Below are 16,377 nucleotides of genomic sequence, written 5' to 3' on the forward strand. Positions count from 1 at the left end.
CGACTGTTAGCAACCAGAGCCCGGATTTACGCTCACTGTCCTTTAAATCCAAGGACGCACATCTCCCATGTCAGAAGAATTCCTCCGTTTTGACGTCAAGGATTACCTCAAGACACCAGCCGACCTGAGCGAGTACATCAAGGGCTGTGAAATCGAAGACTCAGGCGATGGGCGCCTCAACCGAGTCGCGCTCCGAGACGTCAAGCACACCATCCGCGCACGAATCGAAAGCGACCCGGATTTTGCCCAGGCACTCCGAATCGAAGCCGCTACACTCATTCATAGCGGTGACATCGAGGTCGGACGCAGACTCCTGCACCTCTTGCAGGTAGCACTGCGACACCAAACCGCACGAGGCTTTTTTACTTATCGGCCCTGATCAGGCTAAATAGCCCGCGCCTGATCGCCCACTCCAACGGATCTGTCCCATGAACCGACACCGGCTAGCATTTGCCTGGATCGCCTGCTTTGCAGTGCTGTTCAACATGCTCGCCATGCCGATGAGCGGGGCGATGGCGCAAGCGGCCAGTTCGCCGGCCAAGCAATTGCTCTGGAGCAGTTTCTGCACCGGCAGCGGGATGAAGATGGTGGCGATCGACATCGGCGCCAGCGATCAAAAGGCCCCGCAAAACGACAGCCATTCGAACATGCAGCATTGCTGGTGTTGCTCGGGCTCGGCGCCGCTGGTGGCGCTGCCGGGGCATTCGCCGCAGTTGTATTTCGCGCGCTTTGAGAGCAATCGCAGCGTCGCGCCTGCCTCACTTCAGGCTCCCACACCGCGCCAGCAATGGCCGAGTCTCAATCCCCGTGCCTCGCCTCTGGTCTGATTTGTTCGCGCAATAACCCGCGTTTCAAATCGTTCTGGAGAACTGCCATGTTGAACAAACTCATCGTCGTCGCTGCGCTGCTGTTGCCGGCGTGCTTTGCCCATGCCCACGAATACAAGGCGGGCGCGCTGGAAATCGCGCATCCGTGGTCGCAGGAACTGCCGCCGAATGCCCCGACCGTTGCCGCGTATTTCATCATTCACAACGCCGGCAAGACCGACGACCGCCTGCTCAGCGTCGACTCGCCCATCGCCCCGCAAGCGCAACTGCACGAACACATCATGCAGGGCGATCTGATGAAGATGCAGCAGGTGCCGAGCGTGGCGATTCCGGCGGGTGGCAACGTGACCTTCGCGCCGATGGCCTACCACGTCATGCTGCTCAACCCGAGCGATCGCGGCCTGCTCAGCGATGGCAAACGCTTCCCGATGACCCTGCATTTCGAAAAGGCTGGCGACGTCACCGTCGAAGTCTCCGTGCAGAAAAAACCGCCGGAAACCACGCAGACTCACGCGCACGCCCAGTAAGCCATCCGGCAGACCTCGCCCATGCGCTCGCCGAGCAGCAGGCCTTTCCGGCAACGCCGTCAGACAGAACATCTGAACCGCGGCAGCTGGATCGCCCTGTTTGCCATGTTGATGATCTTCATCGGCCCACTGATCTCTCAGTCGATGCCGATGGAGCAACACGCCTCGACTTCGATGCCGATGAGCATGGACATGTCGATGGCCATGCCCGGCATGGACCACAGCCGCCATGACGCCAAGCCGTCCGCCGGACACTGCCCGCCGCAATCCTCGCACCATGTGCTGTGGGAAAAATGCGGCTACTGCAGCCTGCTGTTCAATTGCCCGGCGCTGACCCGTGCAGGCGACTTTGTCGCGTTCAACGTCCCGCCGCAGAATACCTTTACCCCGCCCTCGCCACGCCTGGGTCACGCCCGGCAATCCTTCTTTCCCGGCGCCCGCACCCGCGCCCCGCCCATCGCCACGTAAACACGCACCGCTGATTGCACACGGTTGAGAAGACAGCTTCAGGCTGCCGACCGTGTCGTTTACGACTGTTCGATGGAAATTGTCATGTCCAGGTTTGTTGCTGTTTCCCGCTCGGGCCCTGCCCCGGCGTCTTTCGCTGTAAACGAATCATCGATTCGTTTCAGGCACGCTATCGCCGTGCTTTGCGGCGTCCTGCTGTCCCCGCTGGTGCTGGCCGACGAGCACGCCGGCCACGATCAAGAACTGAGCCCGACGGTGATTACCGCGATTGCGCCGAGCTCGCCGCTGACCATCGTCACCAACCCCAAAGACCCGCGCCAACCGGTGCCGGCCAGCGACGGTGGCGATTATCTGAAGACCATTCCCGGTTTTGCCCTGGTGCGCAATGGCGGCACCAACGGCGATCCGGTGCTGCGCGGCATGTTCGGCTCGCGCCTGAACATCCTCACCAACGGCAGCATGATGCTCGGCGCCTGCCCTGGGCGGATGGATGCGCCGACTTCGTACATTTCCCCGGAAACCTACGATCAGCTCACGGTGATCAAAGGCCCGCAAAGCGTACTTTGGGGCCCAGGCGCCTCAGCCGGCACCGTGCTGTTCGAGCGTGGACCGGAAAGCTTCGGCGAACTGGGCACGCGTGTTAATGCGAGCATTCTGGCCGGTTCCCACGGGCGCTTTGACAAAGTGATCGACGCCGCTGCCGGCGGCCCGCAGGGCTATGTGCGGGTGATCGGCAATACCGCGCACTCTGACGACTACCGCGACGGCAACAACGACATCGTCGCCTCGCGCTATGACAAGTGGAACGGCGATATTGCGCTCGGCTGGACTCCGGACGCCGACACGCTGGTCGAGCTCACCGCCGGCAAGGGCGATGGCGAAGCGCGCTACGCCGGACGCGGCATGGACGGCGCGCAATTTCTGCGCGAAAGCCTCGGCCTGCGCTTCGAGAAATCAAACATTACTGACGTGTTGGAGAAGTTCGAAGCGCAGATCTACTACAACTACGCCGACCATGTGATGGACAACTACACCCTGCGCACACCGTCCGGGACCGGCATGATGGCCGGGCCGATGGCGTCGAATGTCGACCGCCGCACCCACGGCGCGCGGATCAAGGCGACCTGGCGCTGGGCCGATATTCAACTGATCACCGGCCTCGATGCGCAGACCAACGAACAACGCCAGCGCAGCGCGATGGGTATCGATACTTACAAGGGGTTGCCGTACAGCAAGGACGCCGACTTCCATAACTATGGCGTGTTCAGCGAAATGACCTGGTACGCCGCCGAGCGTGATCGGCTGGTCAGCGGCGCCCGGCTCGACCGCGCCTCGGCCAAGGATTACCGACAAACCACCGGTTCCGCAATGATGTCACGGCCCAACCCGACCGCTGACGATACGCGCGCCGACACCCTGCCCAGCGGTTTCGTGCGCTACGAGCATGACCTCGCCAACAGCCCGACCACGCTTAACGCCGGGTTGGGCCATGCCCAGCGTTTCCCCGATTACTGGGAACTGTTTTCCGCAAGCCGCGGCCCGATGGGTTCGGTCAATGCATTCGATGCGATCAAACCGGAAAAGACCACCCAGTTCGACTTCGGCTTGAACTATAAAAGCGCCGACCTCGAAGCCTGGGCGTCCGGTTACGTCGGCGTGGTGCGCGATTACATCCTCTTCGATTACACCCCGGCGATGATGGGCATGAGCACCTCGCGCGCCGAGAACATCGATGCGCGGATCATGGGCGGCGAATTGGGTGCGGCCTACAAGCTCACCGACCACTGGAAAGCCGATGCGACCCTCGCCTACGCCTGGGGCAAGAACAGCAGTGACGGCAAGGCCCTGCCGCAAATGCCGCCGCTGGATGCGCGTTTCGGCCTGACCTTCAGCGAGGACGACTGGAGCGCCGGCGCCCTGTGGCGTGTGGTCGCCGCGCAGCACCGTATCGATCAGAACAAGGGCAACGTGGTCGGCAAGGACTACGAGCAGAGCGCAGGTTTCGGCGTGTTTTCGCTCAACGCGGCTTACCGGATCAACCAGAACTGGAAGGTCAGCAGCGGCGTCGACAACCTGTTCGGCAAGGCGTACGCCGAGCACCTGAACCTGGCCGGCAACGCCGGATTCGGCTACCCGGCCAACGACCCGCAAGCCATTAATGAACCGGGGCGCACGCTCTGGACCAAAGTCGATATGAGTTTCTAACAGTCAACACCATCCCCATGTGGGAGCGAGCCTGCTTGCGAAAACGGCGGCACAGTCAGCATCGATGGCGACTGACCAACCGCTTCGCGAGCAGGCTAGCTCCCACAGGTAGACAGACAATCAGAAGAACCAAGCCAAGCGGAGCAAACCTGATGAAACAGCCCCAACCGAACTTCTACAACCTGGCCTGGCGTTGGCATTTTTACGCGGGCCTTTTCGTCGCCCCGTTCATGGTGATGCTGGCGCTGACCGGCATCATTTACCTGTTCAAACCGCAACTCGATTCGCTGATGTACAGCAGCCTGCTCAACGTCCCCGCCGGTCACCACACGGTGCCGGCCGATGACCTGCTGCAACGGGTGAAAAACGCCTATCCGCAAGGCCAGGTGACTCAGTACCTGCCACCGCTGAACGCCGAGCGCAGCGCACAGTTCGTGGTCAACAATGCCGGCCACGAACTCAACGTGTTCGTCGATCCGTACCACGGCGATATCCTCGGCGAGCAGGATGCCAAGCAGAACCTGCAAGCCATTGCCCGAGCAATTCACGGCGAATTGATGATCGGCACCGTCGGTGACCGGCTGATCGAAATGGCCGCTGGCTGGGGCGTGGTGCTGGTGGTGTCGGGGCTGTTCCTGTGGTGGCCGCGGGGTCAGGCGGCGGGTATTTTGTGGCCGCGGCTGAACGCCCGCGGTCGCGTGCTGTGGCGTGATCTGCACGCTGTCACCGGGTTCTGGGGCGCGACACTGTTGCTGGTGATGCTGCTCAGCGGCATGACCTGGACCGGTTTCTGGGGCAAACAATATGCGGCGGTATGGAACGTGTTCCCGGCCGCAATGTGGAACAACGTGCCGACCTCCGACGTCGAAGCGCGCAGCCTCAACAGCGCCACTCGCCAGACCGTGCCATGGGCGATGGAAAACACGCCGATGCCGATGTCCGGCGACCACGCCGAACACATGGCACATGCAGGTGCCCATGCCGGGCCTGCCGCGCCGGCCGTCAGCCTGCAAGCCGTACAGAACATCGCCACTGAACGCAAAGTCGAACCGGGCTACAGCATCACCCTGCCGACTACCGCCACCGGCGTATTCACCATCGCCGTTTTCGCCGATGACCCACGCAACGACGCCACTCTGCATGTCGATCAGTACACCGGCAAGGTCCTCGCCGATGTACGTTTCGAGCAGTACGGCACGGTGGCCCGCGCTACGGAAATCGGCGTGATGCTCCACGAAGGCAAGATGTTCGGCACCTTCAACCAGATCGTCGTACTGCTGATCTGCCTGATGATTCTGCTCAGCGCCGTCAGCGGCGTGGTGATCTGGTGGAAACGTCGGCCCGAAGGCAAGTTCGGTGTCCCGCCGCTGCGCCATGATCTGCCGAAATGGAAAACCGGCGTGGCAATCATGCTGACGCTGGCGGTGATATTCCCGCTGGTGGGGGCATCGCTGGTGGTGGTGTGGTTGCTCGACAGGCTGTTACTGGCACGGCTGGGCCAGCGCACGGCAGATATGGCGCCGTGAACGCTTGCGCGCGGGCAGCCACACTGCCCGCGCCCGCGCTTTACAACTCGTCTTTGAGGCGCAATGTCCCGGCAAGTGGTGATTGCTGCCGGCGGGTTTTCCAACTGCCGCGCAGGCGTCCTGTCTGGCGCCAATAGTCGTCGGTGACCAGCACGCGCAACTCCCCCAGTTGCCTGAGTTCAGCGACGAACTCAGCAGGACTCAGCCGGCTGAGCCAGCGCCCGCCCCTGAATACCAGCGAATGCGCCGACAACAACAGCGCGCTTTCATCGGCTGAATAATCAGGAACGTATTCAAGCAGCGCATGCCCGGGTGTGGAGTAGTAATAACGCTCAATGTCCAGCCCGCGGTTTTTCAGGTCATGAGTGTGCGCGTGCAGGCGATCAGGTGTCGGAAAATGAGCCCCGATCTGCTCGATGTCCATGGTCGGCGTGGTGTTCTGCGACCGATTGAACTGGTGGCTGGCGACACAGGCGTAACCATCGAAAAGGCGCAGCGGTGGAAGGCGCGATTGGCTGTCGGAGGTCGTGCGGAACAGCTGCGCACGAAGGCTATCGCCATGGGCGAACCCGGCAATCGGTTCGAGCGGCACATAGCGTTGGCTCGTCGACCGCGCCAGGACCGCCCCCTCGTAGCCGATCTGGCCGAGCGTTTCGCTGTCGACGCGCTGGTGAGCGTAACGTGCAGCATCGTCGGGGTGATGGAAGATCGGTCCCAGGGTTGGCACTGGATGTTCCAGCCAGCGTTGTTCGTGGGGCATGTCGGTGAGACGCGGCTGCCAGTCTTCATCCACCTGCCCATGACGCGACCAGCAGTCACTGGTTGCGATGACCTCCAGCCGTCCGGCCCGCGCCATGCGCCGAACATACTCGGTAAAACCGAACCGGCCTCGGGCCATGGCTCGCTCGTCAATCGCCGCCTGCTCGCGCGACAGAAACGAGTTGGCGCGCAATTCGACCTGACCGAACCGGTCAAAAAACTCGCCGGGCTCGAAAGCATGCAGTTGCAGCCTCAACAACGCGCCGTCGGCGCAGGAAAAATAGATCGGTTTGTACCCCTGGGGCGTGGTGGCGCGCCTGCAGGCCTGCTGGACGTCGTCGGGAGTAAAAAAGGAGTGGCGTACATCATTGGCGCGCACGCCGACCGGAGGCAGCGGCGCACGCAGATACAGCGCTTGCCACGCATAGCCGCGCAGCCATTGGCCTCGTACAAAAATCCGATCCAGTGCCAGCTCGGAACGTTGCGCAGTCAGCGGCAACGTGGCGAGGTACACGCCCTCTCGGGCGTACAGGACGGCCCCGAATGTCAGCGTGTCGCGACTGACCATTGCCTCGTGCACATACCGGGCGGCGGCATCGGCCTGTATGAAGACCGGGCTGCAGGGTGGTTCACTCGTGGCCTTGACGTAATCGGCCGAGGGTTGCAGGTCTTGGGCATAAGGTACCCACTGCTGGACCGCGCGGGGCGAGCCCCAGACTTCGCTGCCGATCACAACGTACAAATAGCCGATTCTGGCAAGGGAATCGATCCAGGCAATCGGTTTCAGCTCACCGCTGTGTATGCGTTGTTTGATCAGATCGGCGTCGAGAGTGGCAGGCACCCTCTGGTTGTCCGACAAAGCCGCCAGCAGATCAGCTCGCAATCGCTCCCACACACCGGCCTGATAACGGATCAACGCTCCATCCGGTGCGAACAGGTATTCATCCCAGTTTTTCAAGCGGCGGGTGAACGCCGAATAAACGGTGTCGACCGACAGCATGTTCAGGTAGATCTCTTTCTGCACCGCTGAAAATGCCACCGACAACTCACGCACGACGCGCGATCGATAACGCGCCGAAATCCTGCAGCCGGAAGGAAACACGCCAGCGCCGCGGCCCTCTTCTGGCAGGATCTCGGTGCTGTCAAAATCTTCGCGTGACACTTCGACCGGTAGCGTGGCCACGTACAGTCCGTCCGCTCGGTGCAGGATCAAGCCGCCCCAGGTCTTGTCGGCAGCGCCCGGCAACTGGCCCCGGGCATACACCGCTGCGTCGTCAGCGCTTTGAAACGCCGGGCTCAGCCAGCGGCGCTCAAGATTGGCGTAGGGTTGCCAGGTCGCTTTGACAAGGCCTGGTCGATCCCAGCACAGGCTCGTGCGCAGCACCGACAGTTCGCCGCTGCTGGCCACCTCATGAACGAAATCCGTCGGCAACATCGCGGTAGAAGCGAGGTCGCGCTTGATATTGTCGAGTGTGGTTTGCGAGGTTTGATCGTGAAACAGTTTGCTGGTTTGGCTGCGCCGGTATTTCAGCAGCGCGCCTTCGCGGCTGGCGATATACAAGGCGGCGGGCAAATCCGCGCCGCCCCCCGGACTCCCCGGCGAACAAGACATCGCAACGGTCAAAACTTCGGGCGTGATGAAGTAATGCGCCAGCCAGTCTACGGGACGCTCGGACGGATCTTTTACCCGTTGATGAGAATAGAAGCTGCCAAACAGATCGAAGCCTTCGGGATATCGATACCAGGGCTCGCGGGGCAGCGAGGCGAAAACGCTACTCAGATCGAACAGATTGTCGCGCCGCTCGCTGACCGGGATCAGTTCGGTGGCGATAAATTCCTCGCGCGTGCTGTGCTTGAGAATGAAGCCGAACCATGCGCGTTTGTCGTCCTGCAAGCGTGTGTCGCGAGCGTACTGACCGTGTGCAGCTTCGTCCGCAGAAGCAAAGAGTGCGCCGTAGGCGACGAATGCCGGACGTTGCCACGGCAATGGCAGCGGCAATGGCAAGAACGGCCGGGCTAATGTCGGCGCGGGGACGATCGGTGAAGGCAAGGTCGGTACGGGCGCAACCGGTGCTGGTGCAGGTCGTTCGCTGGACGTTGAGGCGGGTAATACCGGCAGGCTCCAGTCCGCTGCGATGCGCCCACGATAGCCCCACGTTACATCATCGATCAGGTTGATCAACGCGCCAGCCACCGCTTGCTCGCGGACAAACGCCTGCGGTCGCACGCTACCGGCGTCCAGTTCGCGCGCCAGTGCTCCGGGTTGTTGAGCAGTGCCGAGGCGGATGGCCAGATCCTTGGCTGCTGCGCTCGCAGAAGGCGTAAAGCGGATCAGACTGTCGCGCGCGCCCGAGCAATACAGAGCGATCCCGTCCTGTAATACCTGACGCAGTTCTTCGGCGCTCAGCATCTGCAGGCTGAGCAACGCCTCCTGCGGCGTCCACCGGTGATACTCGACATGCACCGGGTCCAGCCGCGACAGCGCCACATGAGAAACATAGCGGGCGTGCAACTGATGCTCGTCGGGGAAAATCGTCCGGCCGAGGTTGTCCACCGGATAGTGCCGCCCCCGGCTGAGCGTATCGATGTCGCCTTCCAGCGGCTCGGTTACGACGAAGCGTTTGTCGTTGCGCTGGAACACATACCCGGCGTACTGCCGGTCACGACGGATGCCGATTTGCTCATGGGCGTACCGGGCCGCGTCATCGGCGCTGAGAAAGTCCCGGCTCAACACCGGCCAGTGAAAATTCGCGAACGGCTGCCAATTCAGGCTCACAGGCCCCAGTTGCGCCCACAAGGCACTGCCGCGCACCACGTTCAGCGTGCCGGCCAATACCAGCATCGAGACAAACTCGCGCGGGCGCAGGGTGCCGGCCATCAACCTGGCCTGCACGCCATTGTCGGCGACAGTGCCGTCGGCATGCTCGACGCTCAGCGCCGTTTCAATTGCACTGGCGCTGAAAGCGTATTGCAACATCGCCTGGTCGCGGGTCTGCATGTACAGCGACAATTGCCGTTTGCCGGACCAGCGTTGGCTGCGACCATTGGCGGCGATGGCCACAGCGATATCCTGCGGCGTGAAAAAGTTCTCATAGAGCCACGGCTGCGCCGGCGGGAATCGCGCAGGGTCCGGGCGCGAGACGCCGTAGAAGCCTTCCAGTGCGTAGCCCCGCGGCAATTGCAGCTGGCCGTCGGCACGCAGCGGAAAAATCTTTTGCGCATCCCACCCTGACATACCGGCTGAGCGGGCATGGGTGGCGACGTATTGCTTACCGGTCAGTTTCTTCAGCAGCAGCCCGGCAGTCTGTGCACCTCGGGATTTCAGTGCGGCAAGCACGGCACGTTCGGCAGTGGGGCACACACGGGTCATCAGCGGCAGTTCGGTCACCTTGCCTGATGAAAAACCCTGCCCGCGCTGCCAGTCCGCCGGTACGACGCCCACCGAGTGGCCCCAGTCAGCATTCGACACGATGACCCTCAGCTCGCCGAGCGCCGCCAGTTTCTGGATGATGCTCAACGCGTCATGCGTCCAGGGTTCGTGCCCCGGTCGTGCGCCTGCTTCGTGCCAGTGGTAGTACTCGCGCTCCGCCGGTGAACCGCTGGGGGTGTACTTGAGCAATGTCCCGTCGGGCCCGGACAGATAGGCGCTGCGAAACCACTTGCGCCTCTTTGCAACGGCCATGAAATCGCTGGCCGAGAAAAAATTGACCAATAGCCGCAGGCTCGGCTCGTCCAGCGCTGGATACGCCGAGCCAACCTCTTTGTGGCGTGCAACATGGCTGTGGATGTTCGCCGCGAAGCGATAGCCCGAGGGTGGCTGGGGATTACCCATGACATCGGCATCAATGAGGTTGCTCAGGTCGAACCCGGTGAGGCCGCCGGGCACCGGTGAACTGGCAACGAACTTCCCGTCCGGGCGCAGCAGGATCACGCTGCCGTACTCCGTTTTTGCCTTGAGCGGAATACGCGCATGTACCCAATAGGCCGCATCGTCTTCTGACAAAAAGGTTGGGCTCAGCGGCGGCAGTCCGGATTTTCCAGAGGGCACAGCGGCGTGCCCTGACATGTCACTCATATAAAAATCCTGCGAAGAAAAAATCGGGATATCGATCGCAGGAGTGTGTGCCTGAGTACCGCGCGCGCTGCGGTGCATGTTTATCGCTTATGTATCCGCATCTGATCGGCAGCTCACGCCCCAATCTGGCGCACCCGCGCGCACCATCGCCCGAATGCCTTCCCCTTCTGGTGCATGGTTTCTTCGGCAAAACCACGTCGATACGACATTTTCTTACCGAAACCCGACCGGGCACAGCCCTTGCAAAACACACCTTCAGTCGTCCGCATCTGCCAACCATAAAAACTCAATGTTCATGGAGATCGCACAATGAAGCGTCGCAGTTTGATCAAGGCTTTCACACTCACGGCATCCATTGCCGCGATGGGCATGACCTGGACTGTCCAGGCCGCCGAGACCATCAAGGTCGGGATTCTGCATTCGTTGTCCGGGACCATGGCGATCTCCGAAACATCGCTCAAAGACATGGCCCTGATGACCATCGACGAGATCAACGCCAAGGGCGGTGTGAACGGCAAGATGCTCGAGCCGGTGGTGGTCGACCCGGCGTCGAACTGGCCGCTGTTCGCCGAAAAGGGCCGGCAATTGCTGACCCAGGACAAGGTCGCCGTGGTGTTCGGCTGCTGGACTTCGGTGTCGCGCAAATCGGTGCTGCCGGTGTTCGAAGAACTCAACGGCCTGCTGTTCTACCCGGTGCAATACGAAGGCGAAGAGATGTCGCCGAACGTCTTCTACACTGGCGCAGCGCCAAACCAGCAGGCGATCCCGGCGGTGGAATACCTGATGAGCGAAGAAGGCGGCAGTGCCAAGCGCTACTTCCTGCTCGGCACCGACTACGTCTACCCGCGCACCACCAACAAGATCCTGCGCGCGTTCCTGCATTCCAAAGGCGTGGCTGACAAGGACATCGAAGAGGTCTACACGCCGTTCGGTCACAGCGATTACCAGACCATTGTTGCCAACATCAAAAAGTTCTCGGCCGGCGGCAAGACAGCGGTCATTTCGACAGTCAATGGCGACTCCAACGTGCCGTTCTATAAAGAGCTGGCCAACCAGGGTCTGAAGGCCACCGACGTGCCGGTTGTAGCGTTCTCGGTCGGTGAAGAAGAGCTGCGCGGCATCGACACCAAGCCGCTGGTGGGCAACCTCGCGGCGTGGAATTACTTCGAATCCGTCGAGAACCCGGTGAACCAGAAGTTCGTCGCAGACTGGAAAGCCTATGCGAAGAAACACAACCTGCCGGGCGCCGACAAAGCGGTGACCAACGATCCGATGGAAGCTACTTATGTCGGCATCCATATGTGGGCGCAGGCCGTCGAAAAAGCCAAATCCACCGACGTCGACAAGGTCCGCGAAGCCCTCGCCGGCCAGACCTTCGCCGCGCCGTCCGGTTACACCCTGACCATGGACAAGACCAACCACCACCTGCACAAACCGGTGATGATCGGCGAGATCCAGAGCGACGGCCAGTTCAACGTCGTATGGCAGACCGAAGGCCCGGTGCGCGCCCAACCGTGGAGCCCGTTCATTCAGGGCAACGACAAGAAGCCCGATTATGCGGTGAAGAGCAACTGAGTCATCCCGCTCAACCTGATCGTTCCCACGTTCTGCGTGGGAATGCCTCGACGGACGCTCTGCGTCCGCTCATGGGACGCGGAGCGTCCCGGGCTGCATTCCCACGCGGAGCGTGGGAACGATCACTATGCAAGGCCAAGCATATGCCCACTGCCCTTTACCGATTTATCTATGCCATCGTACTCTTGCTGCCAATACTGGCCCACGCCGGCGACGCCGAAGACTTCGTCGCGGCCAACCCGACGCAACAGGCCAGACTGCTGGAAGCCTGGGCCGCGCAGCCCGATCCGGCGCGTATCGAATTGCTTGGTGCCCTGCAACAAGGCGAACTGAGCATCGACGGCCAAACCAAAACCCTGCGCCTGAACAATCGCCTGCGGGGTCTGATCAACACCGCCATGGCCAGCCATCAATTGCTCGCCGCCGACGCCAAAATCCGTCTGAGCGCCGCGCAGCAATTGCAGAAAAGCGCGAAACCCGCGCAGCTGAAATTCCTCGACCAGCAACTGGCTGGTGAAAAGGACGAAAGTGTCCACGCCGCCCTGAGTCTGGCGCTGGCCAATCTGCAACTGGTCGACACCGACCCGGCCGTGCGTCTGGCCGCCGTGCGCCTGCTCGGCGAAACCGGCGATCCGCTGGCGCGCACACGTCTGGAAGGCCTGCTCGAACCTGGCGTGGAAAGCGATGCCGGCGTGCGTACCGCCGCTGAAACCAGCCTCGCTCAGGTCAAACGCAAACTGCTGATCGGCGAAGTCCTCGGTCAGGCATTCAGCGGCATGTCCCTCGGCTCGATTCTGCTGCTCGCGGCGCTTGGTCTGGCGATCACCTTCGGCCTGCTCGGGGTTATCAACATGGCCCACGGCGAGATGCTGATGCTCGGTGCCTACTCGACCTACGTGGTGCAATTGATGTTCCAGCGCTACGCACCGCAGGCCATCGAGTTCTATCCTTTGATCGCGTTGCCGGTGGCTTTTTTCGTCACAGCGGCGATCGGCATGGCGCTGGAGCGCACGGTGATTCGCCACCTCTATGGCCGCCCGCTGGAAACTCTTCTGGCGACTTGGGGCATCAGCCTGATGCTCATCCAACTGGTGCGTCTGCTGTTCGGTGCGCAGAACGTTGAAGTGGCCAACCCGGCCTGGCTGTCGGGCGGCATTCAAGTGCTGCCGAACCTGGTGCTGCCGTACAACCGCATCGTGATCATCGCGTTCGCACTGTTCGTCGTGGTGCTGACCTGGCTGCTACTGAACAAGACCCGCCTGGGCCTGAACGTGCGCGCCGTCACCCAGAACCGCAACATGGCCGCTTGCTGCGGCGTGCCGACCGGACGCGTCGACATGCTCGCGTTCGGCCTCGGTTCGGGCATCGCCGGCCTTGGTGGAGTAGCGCTGAGCCAGATCGGCAACGTCGGTCCCGACCTCGGCCAGAGCTACATCATCGACTCGTTCCTCGTTGTGGTGCTCGGCGGCGTCGGGCAACTCGCCGGTAGCGTGCTCGCGGCATTTGGCCTAGGCATCGCCAACAAGATTCTCGAACCGCAGATCGGTGCCGTGCTCGGCAAGATTTTGATCCTCGCGCTGATCATTCTGTTCATTCAGAAACGTCCGCAAGGCCTCTTCGCACTGAAAGGACGGGTGATCGATTGATGAACCAGCCTCTGTTAGTCACGGCCACACAAAAGGCCGGGCCGAAAGTCACCATCGCGGTTGGCGCGGCGGTTCTCGCCTTGCTGATCGCCTTGCCACTGCTGTCGTTGTTGCCAGCGGAAAATGCACTGTCGATCTCGGCGTACACCCTGACGCTGGTCGGCAAAATCCTCTGTTACGCCATCGTCGCCCTGGCCCTGGATCTGGTTTGGGGCTATGCCGGGCTGTTGTCGCTCGGCCACGGTCTGTTCTTCGCCCTCGGCGGCTATGCAATGGGCATGTACCTGATGCGCCAGGCCGCTGGCGATGGCTTGCCGGCATTCATGACATTTCTGTCGTGGAGCGAATTGCCGTGGTACTGGACCGGCACCAGCAGTTTCGCCTGGGCGTTGTGTCTGGTGGTGTTGGCGCCGGGTCTGCTGGCGCTGGTGTTCGGTTTCTTCGCCTTCCGCTCGCGGATCAAAGGCGTGTATTTCTCGATCATGACCCAGGCCCTGACCTTCGCCGGCATGCTCCTGTTCTTCCGCAACGAGACTGGATTCGGCGGTAACAACGGTTTCACCAATTTCCGCACGATCCTCGGTTTCGGCATCACCGAACCGGGCACCCGTGCGGTGCTGTTTCTGGCCACCGTGTTGCTGCTGGTGGCGAGTCTGTTCATCGGCTGGCGTCTGGCGCAGAGCAAGTTCGGCCGTGTGCTGACAGCGCTGCGCGATGCGGAAAACCGTTTGATGTTCTGTGGCTACGACCCGCGTGGTTTCAAGCTGTTCGTGTGGGTGTTGAGCGCGGTGTTGTGCGGTCTGGCCGGGGCCTTGTATGTGCCGCAGGTGGGCATCATCAACCCGAGCGAAATGTCGCCGACCAACTCGATCGAAGCGGCGGTGTGGGTCGCTCTCGGCGGGCGCGGCACGCTGATCGGGCCGCTGCTCGGTGCCGGCGTGGTCAACGGCATGAAGAGCTGGTTCACCGTGGCTTTCCCGGAATACTGGCTGTTCTTCCTCGGCGCGCTGTTCATCGTCGTGACGCTGTACCTGCCCAAAGGCGTAATCGGCCTGCTGAAGAAACGAGGTGAACAATGAGAGTAACCGCGAGCGCTGAATTCATGCTCGAGCCGGCCTTCTTTCCGGTCGAACCGAACAAGGACGAGGGCACCAGCCGCGACTCGATCGGCCTCGGCCAGCGCGTCGGCCCGGGGCTCGATACGCGTCACGGCACGATCCTCACCCTGGAAGACATCAGCGTCAGCTTCGACGGCTTCCGTGCGCTGAACAATCTCAACCTGTACATCGGCGTCGGCGAGCTGCGCTGCATCATCGGCCCCAACGGCGCGGGCAAGACCACGCTGATGGACGTGATCACCGGCAAGACCCGGCCGAGCCACGGCAAGGCGTGGTTCGGTGAAACGCTGGATTTGACGCAGATGAGCGAAGTGCAAATTGCCCAGGCCGGGATCGGCCGCAAGTTTCAGAAACCGACGGTGTTTGAAGCCTTGAGCGTGTCCGAGAATCTGGAGCTGGCGCAGAAAACCGACAAGTCGGTGTGGGCCAGTTTGCGTGCGCACCTCAGTGGCGAGCAAAAGGATCGCATCAGTGAAGTGCTGGAAACCATTCGCCTGACCACCTCGGTCAATCGTCCGGCGGGCCTGTTGTCCCACGGCCAGAAGCAGTTCCTGGAGATCGGCATGCTGCTGATGCAGGACCCGCAATTGCTCCTGCTCGATGAGCCGGTGGCGGGCATGACCGATGCCGAAACCGAGTTCACGGCCGAGCTGTTCAAGTCGCTGGCGGGCAAGCATTCGCTGATGGTGGTCGAGCATGACATGGGCTTTGTCGGCTCGATTGCCGACCATGTCACCGTGTTGCATCAGGGCAGCGTTTTGGCCGAAGGCTCGCTTGAGCAGGTGCAGGCCGATGAGCGAGTAATCGAGGTTTATTTGGGGCGATGAATCGGCCAGCGGCAAGCTGCAAGCTTCAAGCGGCAAGTAAAAGCCAAGTCATACACCGCCCTGCTCTTGCTTGCGGCTTGAAGCTCAAAGCTTGCAGCTCAACTAACGGAGTTCCGATGTTACAGATCCAGCAACTTCATCAGTACTACGGCGGTAGCCACATCCTGCGCGGCCTCTCGTTTGACGTGAAGGTCGGCGAAGTCACCTGCCTGCTCGGCCGTAACGGCGTGGGCAAGACCACCCTGCTCAAATGCCTGATGGGCCTGCTGCCGGCCAAGGAAGGCGCGGTGAACTGGGAAGGCAAACCGATCACCACGCTCAAGCCGCACCAGCGCGTGCACGCCGGGATTGCCTATGTGCCGCAAGGCCGCGAGATTTTCGGGCGCCTGACCGTTGAAGAAAATCTGCTGATGGGCCTGTCGCGTTTTCCTGGCAGTGAAGCCAGGGAAGTTCCAGGTTTCATCTACGAGTTGTTCCCGGTGCTGCTACAAATGAAGCAGCGCCGCGGCGGTGATCTGTCCGGTGGTCAGCAACAGCAACTGGCGATTGGTCGCGCACTGGCCAGTCGTCCACGGCTGCTGATCCTCGACGAGCCCACCGAAGGCATTCAACCTTCGGTGATCAAAGAGATCGGCGCGGTGATCAAGAAACTCGCGGAACGCGGCGACATGGCAATTTTGCTGGTCGAGCAGTTCTACGATTTCGCTGCGGAACTGGCCGATCAGTATCTGGTGATGTCGCGAGGCGAGATCGTCCAGCAGGGTCGCGGAGAAAATATGGAGGCCGAGGGTGTACGCGGGCTGGTCACGATCTAACGCGCCGGT

General features: G+C 61.6%; 12 protein-coding genes. 11 read left to right on the forward strand and 1 reads right to left on the reverse strand.

The window, feature by feature from the left end:
- Window positions 1–67 precede the first annotated feature (67 nt).
- From J3P93_RS24495 to J3P93_RS24520, 6 genes are all read left to right on the forward strand, one after another.
- Complete coding sequence (locus J3P93_RS24495) at window positions 68–379, forward strand: hypothetical protein (RefSeq protein ID WP_434592809.1); 312 nt, start codon at window positions 68–70, stop codon at window positions 377–379.
- Window positions 380–428: 49 nt separating this feature from the next.
- Window positions 429–827: a DUF2946 domain-containing protein gene (locus tag J3P93_RS24500; RefSeq protein WP_434592812.1), complete on the forward strand. Its 399-nt coding sequence runs from the start codon at window positions 429–431 to the stop codon at window positions 825–827.
- Between the two features lie 47 nt (window positions 828–874).
- A complete protein-coding gene (locus J3P93_RS24505; protein ID WP_434592814.1) occupies window positions 875–1,354 on the forward strand; it encodes a copper chaperone PCu(A)C in 480 nt (159 codons plus the stop codon).
- A 21-nt stretch (window positions 1,355–1,375) separates the two neighbouring features.
- Window positions 1,376–1,822, forward strand: a complete 447-nt coding sequence (locus J3P93_RS24510; RefSeq protein ID WP_434592817.1) for a DUF2946 domain-containing protein — start codon at window positions 1,376–1,378, stop codon at window positions 1,820–1,822.
- A gap of 84 nt (window positions 1,823–1,906) precedes the next feature.
- Complete coding sequence (locus tag J3P93_RS24515) at window positions 1,907–4,027, forward strand: TonB-dependent copper receptor (RefSeq protein WP_434592820.1); 2,121 nt, start codon at window positions 1,907–1,909, stop codon at window positions 4,025–4,027.
- Between the two features lie 152 nt (window positions 4,028–4,179).
- The gene (locus tag J3P93_RS24520) at window positions 4,180–5,553 is read left to right on the forward strand and encodes a PepSY-associated TM helix domain-containing protein (protein ID WP_434592823.1); all 1,374 of its coding nucleotides are present in this window, start codon (window positions 4,180–4,182) and stop codon (window positions 5,551–5,553) included.
- Window positions 5,554–5,593: 40 nt separating this feature from the next.
- On the opposite strand, the gene J3P93_RS24525 is transcribed toward J3P93_RS24520, so the two are convergent.
- Entirely contained in the window at window positions 5,594–10,387 is a 4,794-nt protein-coding gene (locus tag J3P93_RS24525) for a DUF4329 domain-containing protein (protein WP_434592825.1), read from the reverse strand.
- Window positions 10,388–10,696: 309 nt separating this feature from the next.
- Between J3P93_RS24525 and urtA the strand changes: the two genes are divergently transcribed.
- From urtA to urtE, 5 genes are all read left to right on the forward strand, one after another.
- Entirely contained in the window at window positions 10,697–11,962 is a 1,266-nt protein-coding gene (gene urtA / locus J3P93_RS24530) for an urea ABC transporter substrate-binding protein (RefSeq protein ID WP_090280971.1), read from the forward strand.
- Between the two features lie 143 nt (window positions 11,963–12,105).
- Window positions 12,106–13,608 (forward strand): urea ABC transporter permease subunit UrtB, encoded by a 1,503-nt coding sequence (gene urtB, locus J3P93_RS24535; protein WP_434592828.1) that lies wholly within the window; start codon window positions 12,106–12,108, stop codon window positions 13,606–13,608.
- Window positions 13,608–14,687, forward strand: a complete 1,080-nt coding sequence (gene urtC, locus J3P93_RS24540) for an urea ABC transporter permease subunit UrtC (protein WP_434592830.1) — start codon at window positions 13,608–13,610, stop codon at window positions 14,685–14,687. Before urtB ends, urtC begins: the two co-directional genes overlap by 1 nt.
- Window positions 14,684–15,553: an urea ABC transporter ATP-binding protein UrtD gene (gene urtD / locus J3P93_RS24545; RefSeq protein WP_434592833.1), complete on the forward strand. Its 870-nt coding sequence runs from the start codon at window positions 14,684–14,686 to the stop codon at window positions 15,551–15,553. The genes urtC and urtD overlap by 4 nt, the downstream gene beginning before the upstream one ends.
- Before the next feature lie 116 nt (window positions 15,554–15,669).
- Window positions 15,670–16,368 carry an urea ABC transporter ATP-binding subunit UrtE gene (urtE, locus tag J3P93_RS24550; RefSeq protein WP_434592836.1) on the forward strand — a complete coding sequence of 233 codons (699 nt, stop codon included), beginning with the start codon at window positions 15,670–15,672 and terminating at the stop codon, window positions 16,366–16,368.
- Window positions 16,369–16,377 lie beyond the last annotated feature (9 nt).

The sequence above is a fragment of the Pseudomonas sp. R3-57 genome, from assembly GCF_051132065.1.
Taxonomy (GTDB): Bacteria; Pseudomonadota; Gammaproteobacteria; order Pseudomonadales; family Pseudomonadaceae; genus Aquipseudomonas.